At 62.0% G+C, this 16,408-nt stretch carries 12 protein-coding genes; 6 read left to right on the top strand and 6 right to left on the bottom strand.

The window, feature by feature from the left end:
- The first annotated feature begins 98 nt into the window (after positions 1 to 98).
- Entirely contained in the window at positions 99 to 1,391 is a 1,293-nt protein-coding gene (locus FGZ14_RS19000) for an MFS transporter (protein WP_139925731.1), read from the top strand.
- Here FGZ14_RS19000 and FGZ14_RS19005 read toward each other — a convergent pair.
- The 3 genes from FGZ14_RS19005 to FGZ14_RS19015 all read right to left on the bottom strand — a co-directional run bounded on the left by FGZ14_RS19005 (position 1,388) and on the right by FGZ14_RS19015 (position 6,939).
- Positions 1,388 to 3,316 carry a 7TM diverse intracellular signaling domain-containing protein gene (locus FGZ14_RS19005; RefSeq protein WP_139925732.1) on the bottom strand — a complete coding sequence of 643 codons (1,929 nt, stop codon included), beginning with the start codon at positions 3,314 to 3,316 and terminating at the stop codon, positions 1,388 to 1,390. The two genes, FGZ14_RS19000 and FGZ14_RS19005, sit on opposite strands and share 4 nt — an antisense overlap.
- Before the next feature lie 247 nt (positions 3,317 to 3,563).
- Positions 3,564 to 4,757 (bottom strand): hypothetical protein, encoded by a 1,194-nt coding sequence (locus tag FGZ14_RS19010; RefSeq protein WP_139925733.1) that lies wholly within the window; start codon positions 4,755 to 4,757, stop codon positions 3,564 to 3,566.
- Between the two features lie 112 nt (positions 4,758 to 4,869).
- Positions 4,870 to 6,939: a S9 family peptidase gene (locus tag FGZ14_RS19015; RefSeq protein ID WP_139925734.1), complete on the bottom strand. Its 2,070-nt coding sequence runs from the start codon at positions 6,937 to 6,939 to the stop codon at positions 4,870 to 4,872.
- A gap of 123 nt (positions 6,940 to 7,062) precedes the next feature.
- Between FGZ14_RS19015 and FGZ14_RS19020 the strand changes: the two genes are divergently transcribed.
- The 3 genes from FGZ14_RS19020 (at position 7,063) to FGZ14_RS19030 (ending at position 10,697) form a co-directional block, all read left to right on the top strand.
- The gene (locus FGZ14_RS19020) at positions 7,063 to 7,965 is read left to right on the top strand and encodes a LysR substrate-binding domain-containing protein (RefSeq protein ID WP_139925735.1); all 903 of its coding nucleotides are present in this window, start codon (positions 7,063 to 7,065) and stop codon (positions 7,963 to 7,965) included.
- 76 nt (positions 7,966 to 8,041) lie between these two features.
- A complete protein-coding gene (locus FGZ14_RS19025; RefSeq protein ID WP_180754418.1) occupies positions 8,042 to 9,094 on the top strand; it encodes a YeiH family protein in 1,053 nt (350 codons plus the stop codon).
- 337 nt (positions 9,095 to 9,431) lie between these two features.
- Positions 9,432 to 10,697, top strand: a complete 1,266-nt coding sequence (locus FGZ14_RS19030) for a sodium:proton antiporter (protein WP_139925736.1) — start codon at positions 9,432 to 9,434, stop codon at positions 10,695 to 10,697.
- A gap of 33 nt (positions 10,698 to 10,730) precedes the next feature.
- Here FGZ14_RS19030 and FGZ14_RS19035 read toward each other — a convergent pair whose 3' ends face one another.
- From FGZ14_RS19035 to FGZ14_RS19045, 3 genes are all read right to left on the bottom strand, one after another.
- Positions 10,731 to 12,110 (bottom strand): chloride channel protein, encoded by a 1,380-nt coding sequence (locus FGZ14_RS19035; protein WP_139925737.1) that lies wholly within the window; start codon positions 12,108 to 12,110, stop codon positions 10,731 to 10,733.
- Between the two features lie 351 nt (positions 12,111 to 12,461).
- Positions 12,462 to 14,636: a bifunctional alpha,alpha-trehalose-phosphate synthase (UDP-forming)/trehalose-phosphatase gene (locus FGZ14_RS19040; protein ID WP_139925738.1), complete on the bottom strand. Its 2,175-nt coding sequence runs from the start codon at positions 14,634 to 14,636 to the stop codon at positions 12,462 to 12,464.
- 412 nt (positions 14,637 to 15,048) lie between these two features.
- A complete protein-coding gene (locus FGZ14_RS19045) occupies positions 15,049 to 15,234 on the bottom strand; it encodes a hypothetical protein (RefSeq protein WP_139925739.1) in 186 nt (61 codons plus the stop codon).
- 149 nt (positions 15,235 to 15,383) lie between these two features.
- On the opposite strand from FGZ14_RS19045, the gene FGZ14_RS19050 reads away from it, so the two are divergent.
- Positions 15,384 to 15,629 carry a hypothetical protein gene (locus FGZ14_RS19050; protein ID WP_139925740.1) on the top strand — a complete coding sequence of 82 codons (246 nt, stop codon included), beginning with the start codon at positions 15,384 to 15,386 and terminating at the stop codon, positions 15,627 to 15,629.
- 46 nt (positions 15,630 to 15,675) lie between these two features.
- Positions 15,676 to 16,401, top strand: coding sequence for a hypothetical protein (locus FGZ14_RS19055; RefSeq protein WP_139925741.1), 726 nt, complete (start codon positions 15,676 to 15,678; stop codon positions 16,399 to 16,401).
- Positions 16,402 to 16,408 lie beyond the last annotated feature (7 nt).

Here is a 16,408-nt window from a genome sequence, read left to right on the forward strand (position 1 = left end):
TCAGACGGGCTCTGCCCGTCGGATGGGAGCGTGGGTAGCAACTCAACGGGAATTGGTTAGATTCGTGGGCTATCCTGTTCACTATCAGCTGCCCGCCCGTGAATCATCTTGTCCTGCGTGAGAGTGCCGGCCTGCGGTACTTTACCTTTTTCTACCTCTATGTAATGCAGGGCATCCCGGCGGGCTTCGGGCTGACGGCCGTGGTAAACTACCTGATCGGGCAGGGGCTGGATTCGGCTGCGGTGGCTTCCTTTTCGGCGGCGGTGGGCTTGCCCTGGACCCTGCAGTTCGTGTGGGGCCCACTGATTGACAAGTATCAGGAATCCATCATTGGGCAGCGCAAGCACTGGGTGGTGCTCACGCAGCTGCTGGCTGCTGTGGCCTCGTTGGCGCTGCTGCTAGTCCATGACCCCGCCGCCCAGCTCCGGCTAATGCTGCTGGCCTTTGTGGTGCACAGTGTCTTCGCCTCCGTTCAGGATGCCAGCGTGGATGCCATTGCCATTGCGGTGGTTCCGGAGGCGGAGCGGGGTAGGGTAAATGCCTTTATGCGCGGGGGCTTTCTGCTGGGTTCCTCACTGGGGGCGGCCGGGCTGTCGTGGATGCTGCACCGCTATGGGTTTTTTCAGGCCGCGCTGGCGCAGTCGGTGGCGCTACTGGCTTTCACGGTGCTCACCTTCTTTATCCGGCTGGAGCGCACTGATCGGCTGGTGCCGCGCTTCGGGGCCCTACCCCCCGGCGCCCGCCGCAACGCCGATAACCCCCCGGTGGCCTGGCTGTTTCGGGAGTTGCTGCGCGCCATCACGGAGCCGCGCACCCTGCGCCTGTTTGGCATCATTGCCTTGGCCTACTTGTGCTTTGGGGTGTTCGGCTGGGCCTATTCCTATCACCTTATCCAGAAGCTGGGCTGGCCCGACGCCGACGTATCTATTCTGCAGGGCAGCTGGGGCAGCGCGGCCACGCTGTGCCTGATTGTGGCCGGGGGCGTGCTGGCCGACCGCCTTGGGGCCGCCCGGCTGCAGCGGCAGGTGCTGCTGGTACTGGGGTGTTTTCTGGTGGTGTTCTGCGGCCTGAGCTTCTGGTGGCACTACCGGCCGGTGGCTACCCTGGGGCTGCTGATCTGGAACCTCGCCGACCCCAGCCTGAGCGTGGCGGCCATGCCCCTGCTCATGGCCCTGTGCCGCCCCCGCATCGAAGGCTCGCAGTTTACTACCTACATGGCCCTGGTAAACCTGTGCGGAGTCAGTGGCTCCTACATCACGGGCTGGGCCCTGCGGGTGGTGTCGGCGCCGGTATTGGGGCTGGGGTGTGGGGTAGTGGTGCTGGGCCTCTGGGCCGTGCTGCGCCGCCAGGGGCGGGCCGTGCGGCCCGCTAAAGTCAGGGCGGTTTCCTAGCAGGGCACTTTCACGGTAATGCAGGTGCCTGCGGCCGTGCTATCCACGCTCATTTGCCCCCGCAGGTAGTCAACGCGGGCCTGCACCCCGCGCAGGCCAATGCCACTGGCTGTCTTGCTCTGGTCGAAGCCCCGGCCATTGTCCTGCACCCGAATGTGCAGGGCGGCGGGCAGACGCTGCAGCTCCACCTGCACCGTGGTAGCGCTGGCGTGGCGCACGGCGTTGTTGAGCAACTCGGCGGCGATGCGGTAGGCTACCTGTTGCAGAGCCGTGGGTAGCTCATCTAAAGAAGCAGGGGCCTGCAGGTGCACCGCGGGGCCACCGTAGAGGTTGAGCAGCTCCGTTAGGGTAGCCATAGCCTCGCGCAGAGTACCGGTGCCCGGCTCGGCCGGAAGCAGGGTATGGCTAAAGGTGCGCACCTCGTCGGTGAGGTGGCGCAGCAGCAGCTCCGTCTGGCGGCCCGCCGTGGCAGCTTCCGGCGAGGAAGCCAGGGCCTGGCGCAGGGCCGGGCCCTGCCAGGCGAAGTGCAGGGCCGCCAGGTTGGGCCCGATGGCATCGTGCAGCTCCCGGGCCAGCTGCTTTCGTTCTTCTTCCTGGGCGGCAATCAGGCGGGCGCCCTGGGCGTTGCGCTGGCGCAGCTGCCGGATGCGCAGGCGGGCATTCTGGCGCAGGGTGTGGCGGAAGCGGCCCGTCAGCAGCCCGCTCAGCACCAGCAGCTCCAGAAACAACCCCCAGGCCAGCGGATTAGGATAAACGGGGTTGAAGCTGCTCAGCCCTACGTGGTTGCTCCAGAAAATGGCAAAGCCCGTGAAGAAGAACAGGTAGGTAAGCGCGTAGTACGCGGCCAGACTCCGCCGGGACCGGGAGCGGGCCACTAGCAGCAGGGTAACCCACCCGTAGGCGAACAGGCCCAGCAGCAGTACCTCGCGCCCGATATTCAGCACCTGCAGAAAAGCCAGGCTGTGGCGCACGGCCCACGGAGCCAGGGCCGCGTACAGCGCCACAAACAGCACGGCCAGGCCCGCCAGGCCGCTGCCCAACTGGTGCAAGCGGGGCCAGCCGGTGCGCAGCCGCACGAACAGCTGCATAATCCGGATGCCGGCGGCGGCGGCCAGCACCAGAAAGTTGAACTGCCCTATCGTCCAGAGCAGCTGGTAGGGGGCCGTGGGCAGCAGCATGGCGTCCAGGCCATCTTCCATCATCAGAAACACCGTTACGCACGCCACGTAGGCCACGTACCACACATGAATTTTGTCGCGCAGGAAGGTAAACAGGACCAGGTTGAACAGGGCGCTACCCAGGTAAAAACCCAGCAGCCAGACCCAGTGCCGCTCAAACGGGAAGTTCATCTCCCAGGCCAGGAAGTGCTCGGCCGTTTCAATGTAGGTAGGCAGATACAGGGCCCCGGCGTGCAGATCAATGCGCAGATAAAGGACGGCCGTTTCCTGGGGCGCCAGGGCAAACGGAAAGCTTAGGGACCGGGCCGGGTAGGCCCGCCCGGCGGCCGGTACCCAGGAGCTGGCCGCCCCCAGTTGCCGGAAAGTGGCTTCGCCCTGACGCCGGCAGTACAAGGCGGCGCTATCCGTGAAGTTGAAGATGCTCCATAGAAAGCGCAGACGCAGGGTATCGGTGTTGCGCACCGTCAGGCGCAGCCATACCCGCTCGTGGCGCAGGCCCAGGTTCAGGGGTTTGTGCCAGGGTCCGGCCCGGAACTTGCCGGCCCGCCACTGGGCCTCCACCTGCTCCGGGTTTACCGGCTCCGTAAAAGGCTCGGTGTAGTAGCGGTAGGCCTCCGAAATATGGGCGCCTTTCGGGTCCTTCAGAAGCAGGGTGTCGCGCAGGGGGCCGGGTGGGGCCGCGGCCCGGCCGGGTACGGCCAGCAGCCAGCCGCTCAGCAGAAAAAGTATCAGAAGACGGAGCCACATAGGTGTGCGAGCAGAAATGTCTGTCTCCGTAAGTAACTACTATTTTATAGCACAATAAATATATTTATTGTTGAAAAGGAGATGCTGCCAGCGGGACCAGAACGGTGCAGAGTCGCTTGTTTGTGGCTCTGTTGCCTGGCCACTGCTGCATATTCGCTGGCCCTACGTGGCAACTATAGCTCTGGGCCTTGCTGTTTTCGTTTCAGGGCCGCAGGTTCAGGCCCGTTGAGACGAAGGCTGCCTTCGCTTAATAGTAGGTATAGCGGTATTCGTAGCGTGCCACAGAGCGGCCATTGTTCTGTGTTTCGGTAAGCAGCAGCCCTTTGCCAGAATAGGTTTTCTCTATGACAACGTGAATTCGAGGCGCTGATAGCAACCCCTGCCGCGTTGGCGCGAAATTGCTCCGGATTTCTTCCCGTATCATCCGGCCCTGCTTATCATACTGATACACATGCTGGCTGGACGTGGCGCTGCTGATCGTCATGGTACCGTACTGGCCCTGGGTAGTGGACGGGGTTGTTTTCTGCTGCCGACTGCGGTTCTCCGTTTTGATCAGCCGGCCTTTTTCATCGTACCAGAAGTAGGCAGTAGGCTGGTATCGGCCCTTAAGCTCGCCGCCCTGCCGGGCAATAAGTACCGCATCGGTTACCCCTTGGCTCCGCTGCTGCCTGGCCTTGGCCGAGGTAGCGAGCAGGTGTTGCAGGGCCTGCTCATAGGTTACCTCCCCACTCTCTACCAACGCCTTTTGCTTGTAAATGAAATACAGCGCCTCGTGCACCCGTACCTGCCCGGTTTCATCGTACCCAAATAAGTCGAGGCGAGTGGTATCGGGGCCTGCGGTGTACTTCCTCGACACTACGCGGGTTAGGGTATAGCCCTGGCGCACCTCGGGCTGATGTAGCTCCGCCGTGCCTACTAGCGTATCGGCGTGGTAGCGGTGCGTAACGGTCCGGTATAAGTGGTTGGGCGCCTCTGAGAGGTAGTGATATGCGGTGTAGGTATTCCTGGCGGGGTCCATTACCTCCCGAACCTGGTAGGGGTAGCCGGGGTGGGGCGACTGCAAAATCTCAATGAGGTGGTTGCGGGCATCGTAGCGGCGCATGGTACGAGCCTGGAAAGTGGGGTTATACAGCAGTACTTTATTACCACGGCGGTCCAGCTCCAGGTATTCCAGCGAATCAATTTCGCCACTCTTCTCCCACACCTGAATCTTAGTGATACTCCGAACCTTATTTCTGGCATAAGCCGCGCGCGCCAGCGAATCCTGCAGGCTGATACCAAAGTTGTCGCCGGGCACCAGCGCTATCAGCGGCAGCTGAAACGGCAGGGCTGCAGTTATGGTTTGCGTCTGGCTCGTATCGGGGGTAGTTTGTTGGCCTTGGCTGGTAAGAACAGGTAGGCAGAGAGTAGCACTGGCGAGCAATCGGGTTAAGAAAGACATAGCGTAAGCATAAGTTAATCGGCCAAAAGTAGATTTTTCCGGAGCAAGGAGGTATAATAATAAAGCCTACCCAGCACCTGGGTAGGCTTTATTATCAGGAAGGGGGTAGGGGCTACTTAGCTGCTTGTCCCTCGGGCTTCAGAGTACGGGCCAGCCAGTCGAAGAACACGCGGTTCCAGAGCACCGAGTTCTGGGGCTTGCTGATCCAGTGGCCTTCGTTGGGAAAGTACAGGAAGCGGCTGGGGATGCCACGCAGCTGGGCGGTGCCAAAAGCTTCCATTCCTTGGCCTTCGGGCACCCGGAAATCCTTACCGCCATGAATCACCAGCATGGGCGTATCCCAGTTTCTCGCGAAAAGCTGCGGGTTGAAGTGGGTGTAAGCTTTGTGGGGCGGCCTGTGCATCAGCACATCCCAGGGCGCGCCGCCCATATCGTGCTTGGCGAAGAACATTTCCTCCGTGCTGGGGTACCAGCTGGTGAGGTTGTAGAGGCCGGCGTGTGCAATAAAAGTCTTGAAGCGGCCTTCGTGATTACCCGCGAGGTAGTACACCGAATAGCCACCGTAGGAGGCGCCCACGCAGCCACGGCGGTCCTTGTCCACGTAGGGCTCCTGGCTCACAGCGTCAATGGCCGAGAGGTAGTCGCGGATGGGCTGCCCGCCCCAGTCGCCCGAAATGCTGTTATTCCACTCCGTGCCGAAGCCCGGCAGGCCGCGGCGGTTCGGGGCCACCACAATGTAGCCGTTGGCCGCCAGCAGCTGGAAGTTCCAGCGGTACGAGAAGCTCTGGGTGATGGGACTTTGCGGCCCGCCCTGGCAGTAGAGCAGGGTAGGGTACTTTTTGCTGGGGTCGAAATCGGGTGGGTAGATAACGTACACCTGCATTTGCTTGCCGTCGGTGGTGCGCACCCAGCGGGCTTCCGTTTTGCCGGGTTGAACGCCCGCCAGCTCCTGCTCATTGATGCGGGTGAGCGAGGTTTCGCGGCCGGTTTTCAGGTCGAGGCGCACGAGGTCGGCGGGCTGGGCCTGGGTGGTTTTATTGGCAATGGCCGCGTCCGGACCGGCCAGCTCGAAGCTGTTGTAGTTCTGGGCTCCTTTGGTCAGCTGTTTCAGCTTGCCGCCCTTGCTCGGGATGGAGAACAGCTGCTCAGTACCTTCCAGCACGCTCAGGAAGTAGATGGTCTTGCCATCTGGGCTCCAACGGATGTTGGCCGCCGATTGCTCCGAGCCTTTCGTAATGTCCTCGCGCTTTTTCGTCTTGAAGTCATACACCACAATGCCGTTGCGGTCCGACTCGAAGCCGGGGGTAGCCATGCTCAGCCACGCTACCTTGGTGCCATCGGGCGAGAAAACGGGCTCCACATCGTAGCCGCCCAGGCCCTCACTCAGGTTCTGAGTTTTGCCCTCCCGGATGTCGTAGAGGTAGATATCAGAATTGGTGCTTTCGGCCTCGGCCTTGCCGTAGAGCTTGCGCGAGGTGTAGGCCAGCCGGTAGCCATCGGGTGAAAATGCCAGCTGCTCGGAGCCGCCCAGCGGGGCCAGGGGCGCGTCAAACCGCTCGCCGGGCATCACATCCTTGCCGTAGCCGGTGGGCTTGCCATCATCGCCGAGGGGCTGAAAGAAAACGTGGCTCGACTTATAATCGTCCCACACGTTCCAGTGGCGGTAGTTCAGGTCGTCGATGATGCGGGCGTCGGCCTTGGGCAGGTCGGGGTACCAGTCCTGCACCGACTTGCCGGTTTTCACATCCTGGGTGTAGAGGATAAACTTGCCGGTGGGCGCGTATTTCAGGTTAGCCAGCCCCTCGTCGGGAAACTCGCTGAGCTTCTGCTTGCCCGAGCCGTCGGCATTCATCACGTAGAGCTGCTCCGTGCCGCCTTCGCCGGAGAGAAAGGTCAGCTTGCCATCGGGCCGCCAGTTTAGGGTGCTTTCCGAACCCGGCGTGTTGGTGAGTTGACGGGCCGCGCCGCCCGCTACCGGCACCACCCAGATATCGGTGTTGCCTTTGTTTTCGCCGAGGTTGTAGCGCGTTACGGTGTAGGCCACCGTTTTGCGGTCCGGCGACACCTGCATTTCGCCCAGGCGGCCCAGCTTCCAGAGTAGCTCGGGGGTGTACACGGAACTTTGTTGAGCGGCTGCGGCCAGCGGCAACAACGCCAGCGCAGTCAGGAAAGGTCTTTTCATGGGGTGGATTCAGGGAGACAGAGGAAAGAAGCAAGTTAGGCAGAAGCAGGTTTGCATCAGCGGAAGGGGGTAGGCCAGCGGGGCTGCTCTTGCCCTGTTCGCCTACCCGCGTACCTTGCATCTATGCCCGATTTTCGTTTGCGCGTTTTTCAGTCGGTAGCCCGGCACCTAAGCTTTACCAAGGCAGCGCAGGAGCTTTACATTACCCAGCCCGCCATTACCAAGCACATCCGGGAGCTGGAGCGCACCTACGGGCAGCGCCTGTTTGAGCGGCGCGGCAACCGCGTGAGCCTCACCGAAGCCGGCACCCTGCTCCTGTCCCACGCCGACGAGGTAGCTCAGCTGCACCAGCAGCTCACGGAGCAGCTGCACAACCTGCACGGCGAAGCGGCCGGCCGTCTGCGCCTGGGCGCCAGCACCACTCTCACCCAGTACGTGCTGCCCGGTATTCTGCCCGGCTTCCAGAAACGCTACCCCCAGGTAGAGCTGACCCTGCTCAACGGCAACTCCGAGCAAATTGCCGAAGCCATCCTCAGCGGCCAGCTCGACCTCGGTTTCGTGGAGGGCCGCTCCAAAAGCCGCGACCTGCACTACGAGCCCCTGCTGGCCGATGAGTTGGTGGCGGTGCGCAAGGCCACCCCTGCCGGTCCGCCTCCGGTGCCCATGCCCCTGGCCGAGGCCGTAGCCCACCCGCTGGTGCTGCGGGAGCGGGGCTCAGGCACGCTGGAGGTACTGGAATTCGCCCTGCGCGAGCGAAAAATCAAGCTCACCGACCTGCGCGTAGCCTTTTACTTTGATAACACCGAGGCCATCAAATCCTACCTCGAAGCCGCGCCCGAAGCCCTGGGGTTTGTGTCGAGGCGGGCCCTGGCGCGGGAGCTGGAAGCAGGCTTGCTGGAGATAGTACCCATTCAGGACCTGCAGCTGCCGCGCAGCTTCGAGGCGCTGTGGGTGCAGGGCCAACCCTTGCCCAGGGCTGCCGAGCGTTTTCTGCGCTACGCACACCAACAGTATAACTTTAAGTAATACTAGATAACCATTTGGGATTATCATGGGGGTAGGGGCTCCCGTACTTTTGACCAGCAGTACCCGCCCCTCACCCATGAAAACCACCCGCCCCGTTAGCCACCTCTCGGCCTTCGTTGATGCTCCCGAGCCGCATCCGCAGGCCTTGCAAACCCCGCCTACTCCAACGCTGGTAGGTGCTACCCCCGCTCCGGCGGCCAACCGCTCCGGGCGCTTGCCTCAGGTGGTGTTTGTCATGCTGCTGGGTTTCTGCCTTACGCCCTGGGCGACGCCACCGGTGGCTTTGGCGCTGGGCCTGGTGCTGGCGCAAACGGTGGGAAATCCGTTTCTGGCGCAAACCCGCAAGCTCACGGCCAAGCTTCTGCAATACTCGGTTATCGGGTTGGGCTTTGGCATGAACGCGCAAGCGGCCGTGCAGGCGGGCCAGCAAGGGCTGCTGTTTACGGTAGCTTCCATTGCCGGCACCCTCGGGCTGGGCTACGTGGCCGGCCGCTGGCTGGGGCTGGGCCGCCACATCACCCACCTGATTTCCTGCGGTACCGCCATCTGTGGGGGCTCGGCCATTGCGGCGGTGGGGCCGGTGCTGCGGGCCAAGGAAGAGGAAATGTCGGTGGCGCTGGCCACGGTGTTCGTGCTCAATGCTATGGCCTTGTTCGCGTTTCCGGTGGTAGGGCACGCGCTCAGCATGACCCAGAACCAGTTTGGCCTGTGGTGCGCCATTGCCATTCACGATACCAGCTCGGTAGTCGGAGCTGCCGCCGCCTACGGTGAGCAGGCCCTGCAGGTAGCTACCACCGTGAAGCTGGCCCGCGCCCTCTGGATTATTCCGGTGGCGCTCGGTACGGCGCTGGTGTTCCGGCAGAAGGATGTGAAAGTCAAGATTCCCTACTTCATTCTGGGCTTTATCGGGGCCATGCTCCTGAACACCTACGTGCCAGCTACGCATGTGGTAGCGCCCTACCTGGTGCAGCTGGCCAAGCTGGGCCTCACCGTTACCCTGTTCTTCATTGGGGCGGGCCTCTCCATGCGGGCGGTGAAAGCCGTCGGGCCGAAGCCTTTCATCCTGGGTAGCGGGCTGTGGCTGGTAGTTTCCCTGGTTTCGCTCTACGTTATTCTGCATAGCCTGTAAGCGCCAGGGCCTACCCCTGCTGCTTTCAGCACCGCTGTCGGATGGGGTTGTAAGCTATTGGTCAGGAGTGTGTTTACTATAGTAAGCAGGGGGAGCGGCTTGGCGACTTCGCTGGTCTGGCGGTAAGAGCAGAGAGGGAGTCGCAGCGGCTGCGCTGGTACGCGTAGCGCAGTAGTCCGGCGCGGGCACAAAAGCTGGCGCGCACTCCTGCCGGTGAAGGTATGTGCCACCCATGTGTCATGGCGTGCGTATGAGTTGAGCAGAGTGCGGGCGGTAACTCCCGCCCTTGAGTCACCGGGGCCGCCTACCTTAGGGCGCGGCCATACTCCCGCTTGCTATGGATGTATTTACCCTGCTTACGCTGCTGATTGTGGTAGCGGCAACGTTTGCCTACCTCAACTCCCGGTTTCTGAAGCTACCCGATGCTATCGGCATCATGGTCGTGTCGTTGGGTTTCTCGCTGCTGTTGCTGGGGGTAGGCGCGGTGCAGCCGACGTGGTTTGCCCTGACCCGGCAGGCCGTGGCTGCTATTGATTTCGACCGGGTACTCTTCGATGTGATGCTGAGCATGCTGCTTTTCGCCGGCGCCTTCCACACCGATGCGGCCCAGTTGCGGGTGGAGCGGCGGTCGGTGATGCTTTTTGCCCTGGCCGGGACGGTGCTGAGCACCTTTCTCATTGGCACGGGCCTCTACGGGATAAGTGCCTGGCTGGGACTGGGCCTGGCTTATCCACTGTGCCTGCTGTTCGGGGCCCTGATTTCGCCCACCGACCCTATTGCGGTGCTTGGTATCCTGGCCCGCTTCAAGCTGCCCGAGAGCGTGAAAACCAACATCGTGGGCGAGTCGCTCTTCAACGATGGAGTAGGGGTAGTCGTTTTCGCTACTATTTATGAGTTGGTGCTGGGCCAGGAGCTGAGCGTGGGAGGCATCGGGCTGCTATTTCTACAGGAAGCCGGCGGGGGCATCATATTCGGACTGGTACTGGGCTATATTCTTTACCGTCTGCTACGCTCTATTAACCACTACCAAACCGAGGTGCTGCTCACGCTGGCGGCCGTGGTGGGCGGCTACCTGCTGGCCCAGCACCTGCATGTGTCGGGGCCGCTGGCCATGGTAGTGGCGGGCCTGCTGGTGGGCGCCCGGGGCCGGCAGGATGCCATGAGCCATCAGACAGAGGAGTACGTGGACAAATTCTGGGAGCTGCTCGATGTGGTGCTCAATGCGCTTTTGTTTGTGCTCATCGGCATCGAGCTGCTGGTCATTGAGTTTAAGGCAGCTTACTGGCTTATCAGCGCATTGGCTGTAGTGCTGGTGCTGCTAGCTCGCTACGCTGCCGTGTGGCTGCCGTACCGGCTGGCCCGCCGCTGGCTCACCCTCGATAGCAAAGCCCCGCTGATGATGACCTGGGGCGGATTGCGCGGGGGTATTTCGGTGGCGCTAGCCTTGTCCATCAGCAGCGAGGTGCCCAACAAAAACCTTATCGTGGCTATTACTTACGCCGTGGTGCTGTTCTCGGTCATCGGGCAGGGCCTCACGCTGGAGCGCCTGATCCGGCGCCTGTACCCCACTACCCAGGACGCTCCGGAGGCGTTGGCTGATTAATGCGCGAACTAGTTGCCGGGAGCTTCTTCGGTGCTACTTGCGCACCGGAGGATGCTCCTGGCTAAGCGTTTCGCGCAGAAAACCCATCTTGAGATGCTCGTAGAAGGAGTGGGAATCAACCAGTGAGGCAACGGCCTGAGCCATCATGCCACTGAGCAGCAGCTGAAAGATGGCGCCGTGGCGGTCGGTCATTTCCAGCACCAGAATGGCTGCCGTAAACGGGGAGCGCACTACCCCCGTCAGAAAGCCTACCATGCTCACCAGAATAAGCAGGTTGCGGTCATCTGCTGGCACCTGACCCAGGCGGCACAGGGCATCGCCAAGTACCGCGCCCGCGCTCAAGGAAGTGGCGAATACCCCGCCCGCGCCGCCCCCACTGTAGCTCAGAGCCATGCCCGCGAAGCGCACCGGAAACAGGTGCCAGGGCGTCAGGCCGTCGTTCTGGAACAGCAGACGGTTAATGATGGGCTTGCCCGTGCCTACACCTTCGGTTCCTACCCAGTAAGCCAGGCCGGCCATCAACAGGCCGCAGCCCAGCACCCAGCCCGCCTGTTGGGCCAGCGTGGTAAAGCGGCGGCGGTAGGCGCTGATCCACAGCAGGGTTTTGGCAAACAAGGCCCCGGCCAGCCCGCAAATAACAGCCATCAGCGCCACTGTGGCCAGAAACCAGCCGGCATGCGGCGTCACGCGGGGGTAGCCCAGGTAGAGGTAGGGCCCCAGGATGGCCTGGGCCGTGAGGCCCGCCACGATAACCGCCGAAAAGACCGCCATGCGGAAGCGCGCCATGTGCATCTGCGTCAGCTCCTCTACCACAAACACGATGCCGCCTAGCGGGGTGTTGAAGGCGGCGGCCAGCCCCGCCGCACCGCCCGTTACCAGGGCAATCTGCCGCGAAAGCTGCGGCCAGCCCGGCGGCTGCAGGCGGTTGATGGCCCGAAAGATAGCGGCTGAAATCTGGATGGTAGGCCCCTCGCGGCCGATTACGCCCCCACCAAGCAGCAGCACCACGCTGCTGAGCACCTTCACGAAGGCCACCTTCAGGCTGAGCAGGTAGCCCGTGCGGTGGTGCTGGCCGGGTGTTGATAGCTCGATGCCGGCCATTACCTGCGGAATGCCGCTGCCGCGCGCGGCCGGAGCCCACCGTTGTACCAGCCACCAGGATGCCAGAAAGGCCAGCGGCGTCAGTCCGAAGGCCAGCAGCGGCTGCTCGCGCAACCAGGCAAAGCTGGTTTGCTCGGCCCAGACGAACAGCTTTTCGTAGCCTACGGCAACAATGCCTACTACCACGGAAGCAAACCAAAACGGGAAGCTCTGCAGAATTAACCGGCGCACTCGGTCAGAGTACAGGCGTTGGATCAGGTGGCGGTCCAGCCAGGCCAGGGCCCGGGCGTAACGAGTGGGCGAATTGAGCATTCGAAGCAATGATAATCACAAGCTGCTGCCCTCCGGGAAGAGGGTGCGACTCATAAGGTAACAGCAGGTAGTACGGCCGTCCGCCACAAGAGGGCCACCCTATTTCCCAGGCTACTGCACGTATAACCCGCTGGCATTCGTTGTTGCGTGCAGCCTTGGCGGCAGACGGAGCGCCTGCGTTGCCCCTAGTGGACCCGGTTTAGTTTTTACTTCCGTGCTGCGAGCACCTTGGGCTTTAATACTTACATCAGCAATCCGGCAGCGGTAGAAGCCCTGACGATGCCCGCACCAACGGATGCCGTGGCAGAACCCTACACATCAGGCATAGCCCATGCCTGGAAGCAAAGCCCGTTACAGCAGCCGGCGCAGCAGGTTGCGCACGTCGGTTACGCCGGGCACATGGTAGCGGGCCAAAGAGCGCGGCGCGCTACCCACCTTTACGGTGTAAGCCTGGGGCGGCATCGTGCGGAAGGTGTCCTCGTCGGTGCGGTCGTCGCCCAGTGCCAGCATAAAGTCGGCCGGCTGGGCTTCCAGCCAGCGGGCCGCTGCGGTGCCTTTATTAATGCCGCTGTGCTTAAGCTCCACTACGCGGTTGCCTTCCAGCACCTGCAGCTCGGTGTTAGCTATCAGAAAGGTGAGGTGGCTCATCAGCTCCCTGGCCCGCTGTTGGCCCAAGTCGGGGTCGGCGCGGCGGTGGTGCCATACCAGCGAGTAATCTTTCTCCTCGATGAATGAGCCCGGCGTACGGCGCACGTACAGTTCCAGCACCGGCCGAATCTCGCTTTTCCAGTCGGCCTGTAGTTCCCGGGATAACGTCCACTGGCTGCCGGCCGGGCGCAGCCATACGCCGTGCTCGGCAATGAAGTGCACCGGCAAATGCCCCAGCCAGGTCTCCAGCGTAGCTCGGTCGCGGCCAGTGATAACCACCACGCGGTTGCGCGGGTCGTCGGCGAGGGCGCGCAGCAGGAGGCGCAGCTCCTGGTCGGGGCGGGCACGCTGCGGATTGGCGTGGAAGGGAGCCAACGTACCATCGTAGTCGAGCAAGAGTAGGCGCGTCTCGGCCCGGCGGTATTCGGTCACCAGCTGTTCCGTAGTGAGCTCGTCGAGCAGAGCGGTGGCCAGGGTGCGCTGCCGCTCCTTGGCGTCGGCCAGGCGACTCATAAACAGCTGGGTCCACTCAAACACGTCGTAGCGCCGCACCAGGTCCTGCAAATGCGCCAGACGCTGCTGCTGCTCCTCCTCGGGCATAATCAAGGCTTCGTGCAGGGCAGCCACCAGCTCGCGGGTGCTGGTGGGGTTGATGATGAGGGCGTCGGATAGCTCGCGGGCAGCCCCGGCCCGCTCACTGAGGATAAGTACGCCGCGCTGGTCGGTTTTGCAGGCCACAAACTCTTTGGCCACCAGGTTCATACCGTCGCGCATGGGCGTCACCAGCGCCACCTCGGCCAGGTGGTAGAGCGCGGCCAGCTCGTCGAAGGGAAATGAGCGGTAAAAGTAGTGGATGGGGTTCCAGCTGATGGTGCGGTACTGGGCGTTGATGCGGCCCACCAGCTCATCAATTTCCTCCTTTAAGGCCGCGTACTGTGGCACCTGGTCGCGGGAGGGGACTACCACCATCAGCAGGCACACTTGCCCGCGCCACTCGGGGTAGCGCTCCAGCAGTTGCGCGAAGGCGCGCAGGCGTTGGGCAATGCCCTTGGTATAATCGAGTCGGTCGATGCTGAGTACAACGCGCGTATCGCGCAGCACCTCGCGGTAGGTAGCCGCGTGCTGGAGCGCCGCTTCCGATGCGGCAGCCTCGGCGTAGCGCCGGTAGTCGATGCCCATCGGAAACGTATCGACGAACACCGTACGGGTAGCCGTTTCCACCTGCCCGTTCTGCGTTGGCAGACCCAGCAGCTGCGACACGGAACTGAGGAAGTGGCGGAGGTAGCCGAAGGTATGAAAGCCGATGAGGTCGGCACCCAGCAGGCCGCGCAGCAGCTCCGTGCGCCACGGCAGTACCCGAATCAGCTCCTGCGAAGGAAACGGAATGTGCAAAAAGAAGCCGATAGTGGCGTGTGGCCGGGCGCGCCGTAACAGCTCGGGCAGCAGCAGCAATTGGTAGTCATGCACCCAAATAGTGTCCTCAGGGCCGGCCAGGGCTAGCACGGCCTGACAGAATTTCTCATTCACGGCCACGTAGGCGTCCCAGCAGGCATCTTCATAGGTAGCGTACTGCGGGAAGTAGTGGAAGGTCGGCCACAGCGTTTCGTTGCTGAAGCCTTCGTAGTAGTCCCGAATTTCCGTTTCCGTCAGGAATACCGGCGCCATGCTGTTAAGCTGCAGCTGCTCCGTGACAAATTCCTGCTCGGCCGCGTCTTCAACAAACAGGCCGGGCCAGCCTACCCAAACGTTGGTGCCGGTGCGGTAAATGGAGCCCAGGCCGGTGGCAAGGCCACCCTCGCTGGGCTGAAACGTAAGGCCCTGCTCCGTGCGCAGGACTTTGGTGGGCAGGCGGTTGGAAACGATAAGGGTGCGGGGCATCTCAAGGAATTAGGTGGAACATAGGCGGCATAGCGCCGCCAACCAGGCAGGGTAAAACAAGGACCGAAACACCGTGCGGTGGGTGCAAGTGAATACCTGTGCCGCCCGGCGCGCAAGCGCTGCCGTATCAAAGGTGGGTACTGCAAACTAAGGCGTTTTGGCCAAACCCGGCTTATATTCAGGTGGGCCTATGCCAGGAAACAAAGCTGTCCGGAAGCCATTGCTGGCTCTGTGCAACGGTGTCCGGTACGATAACATAGGCCTCGGTTTTATAAGAAGCAGCACCGCACAGGGCCTGACAATTCCCACGCAAAACAGCCCTGGGTAAAGCAATGGCCCCTCGCTACAGCAAAGGCCCCGGCTTCATGCGGAAGCCGGGGCCTTTGCTGTAGCGGGTGGACAAAACCGGCAGTTATTCGCCGGCCTTTTTGCGGCCCGAGCCGCTTTTCTTGCCGCCGCCGTCTTGCTTATTCACGGTGGCCCAGGCGCGTTTCTCGGCTTCTTCTTCCGAGATGCCGCGCTTTTCGTAGCTTTCTTCAATGTGCTCGGCCTGCCGCTTTTGCTTGTCGGTGTAGGCCGATTTATCTCCTTGTGGCATGATGCGGGAATCTTGAGGGTGAATGAATTAGGCTGGGTGCCTAAGCCCGGTTTACGCGGGCCTTTTCAGGTGGTTATGCCGAGCTTGCGGCCCCCGGTTGGTTGCGCCTGCCTATCTTCGCCCCTCGTTCACCAGTCCTTAGCCACCCTATGCGCCAGCTCGCCATCATTCCGCACCCCGATGTCAAGATTACCCTCTTCAGCTGGAACGGCAAGTACCTGATTAAGCTGGAGAAAGGCCCTTTTGAGCAAACCTACAAGGTAAGCGAGCTGGACCTGACCGGGGAGGACGACATTCATCTGCTCCTGGACCAGGAGTTTGTGCAGGCGGCCGTGCAGCGCTTCGCGGGCATGCAGCAGGATCTGCAGGCAGCCTTCGACCGGCACGGTATCTGATACTTCGCGCCCTGACCCCGTTTTTCTGTTTTTCTACTCGGTTTATATGAAACGATTTTTCGGCTTCGGGCTGGTGCTGGCCGCTCTCTGCGCGCCTCTGGCCGGACAGGCCCAGCTCTACGACGCGCGCAGTAGCAGTGTCAATTTTGAAAAGCGTGAGCGGGACGCCGTGAAAGTGCAGGTGGAAGGCACCGCCCAGTGGACCCGCGACTTCTGGCAGGCCTGGCTGAAGGATACCTATAATATTAAGCTGAAGGGTTCCGGCGTGTTTGGGGTAGGGAAGAAGGATGTGCTGGAAGCCAAACAGGTGCCCATGTCCAGCGTGACGGGTAAGCTGCTCGATTTGTATTCCACCGTCACGGCGCCTTCCGATACGGTTTCGGAGCTGTCGGTGTGGGCCGGGGTAGGGCCCGATTCGTTTCTCTCGGCTTCGGGCACGCCCTCCGAGTTTAGCTCCCTGCGCACCATTGCCCAGAACTTTGCCGCCGCCGCCCGCCTGAAAGCCTACCGCGAGCAGATTGCCGAAGCCGAGAAGCAGCTGGTGGCCGCCGAAAAGGACAAGGAAAAGCTGGAAAAGGAGCGGGCCAGCCTGGCCGCCAACACCAAAGCCAACCTGGAAAAGATTGAGCTTCTGAAAAAGCAGAATGCCGACAACAAGCTGAAGGCCGCCGAGGATTCCGTAAAGCTCCTCGACAACGCCCGGCTCACGGATTTGCGTAAAGCACAGGTAGAGCGGCGCCGCGCCCGCCTCACCAACCTCGACCGTAAGTAGTTCCTGC

The sequence above is a fragment of the Hymenobacter sp. DG01 genome, from assembly GCF_006352025.1.
Classification (GTDB): domain Bacteria; phylum Bacteroidota; class Bacteroidia; order Cytophagales; family Hymenobacteraceae; genus Hymenobacter.

Coding starts and splice junctions, on each gene's coding strand:
- FGZ14_RS19005 (WP_139925732.1), bottom strand. CDS start 3,316: ATGTGGCTCCGTCTTCTGATACTTTTTCTGCTGAGCGGCTGGCTGCTG.
- FGZ14_RS19010 (WP_139925733.1), bottom strand. CDS start 4,757: ATGTCTTTCTTAACCCGATTGCTCGCCAGTGCTACTCTCTGCCTACCT.
- FGZ14_RS19015 (WP_139925734.1), bottom strand. CDS start 6,939: ATGAAAAGACCTTTCCTGACTGCGCTGGCGTTGTTGCCGCTGGCCGCA.
- FGZ14_RS19020 (WP_139925735.1), top strand. CDS start 7,063: ATGCCCGATTTTCGTTTGCGCGTTTTTCAGTCGGTAGCCCGGCACCTA.
- FGZ14_RS19025 (WP_180754418.1), top strand. CDS start 8,042: ATGAAAACCACCCGCCCCGTTAGCCACCTCTCGGCCTTCGTTGATGCT.
- FGZ14_RS19030 (WP_139925736.1), top strand. CDS start 9,432: ATGGATGTATTTACCCTGCTTACGCTGCTGATTGTGGTAGCGGCAACG.
- FGZ14_RS19035 (WP_139925737.1), bottom strand. CDS start 12,110: ATGCTCAATTCGCCCACTCGTTACGCCCGGGCCCTGGCCTGGCTGGAC.
- FGZ14_RS19040 (WP_139925738.1), bottom strand. CDS start 14,636: ATGCCCCGCACCCTTATCGTTTCCAACCGCCTGCCCACCAAAGTCCTG.
- FGZ14_RS19045 (WP_139925739.1), bottom strand. CDS start 15,234: ATGCCACAAGGAGATAAATCGGCCTACACCGACAAGCAAAAGCGGCAG.
- FGZ14_RS19050 (WP_139925740.1), top strand. CDS start 15,384: ATGCGCCAGCTCGCCATCATTCCGCACCCCGATGTCAAGATTACCCTC.
- FGZ14_RS19055 (WP_139925741.1), top strand. CDS start 15,676: ATGAAACGATTTTTCGGCTTCGGGCTGGTGCTGGCCGCTCTCTGCGCG.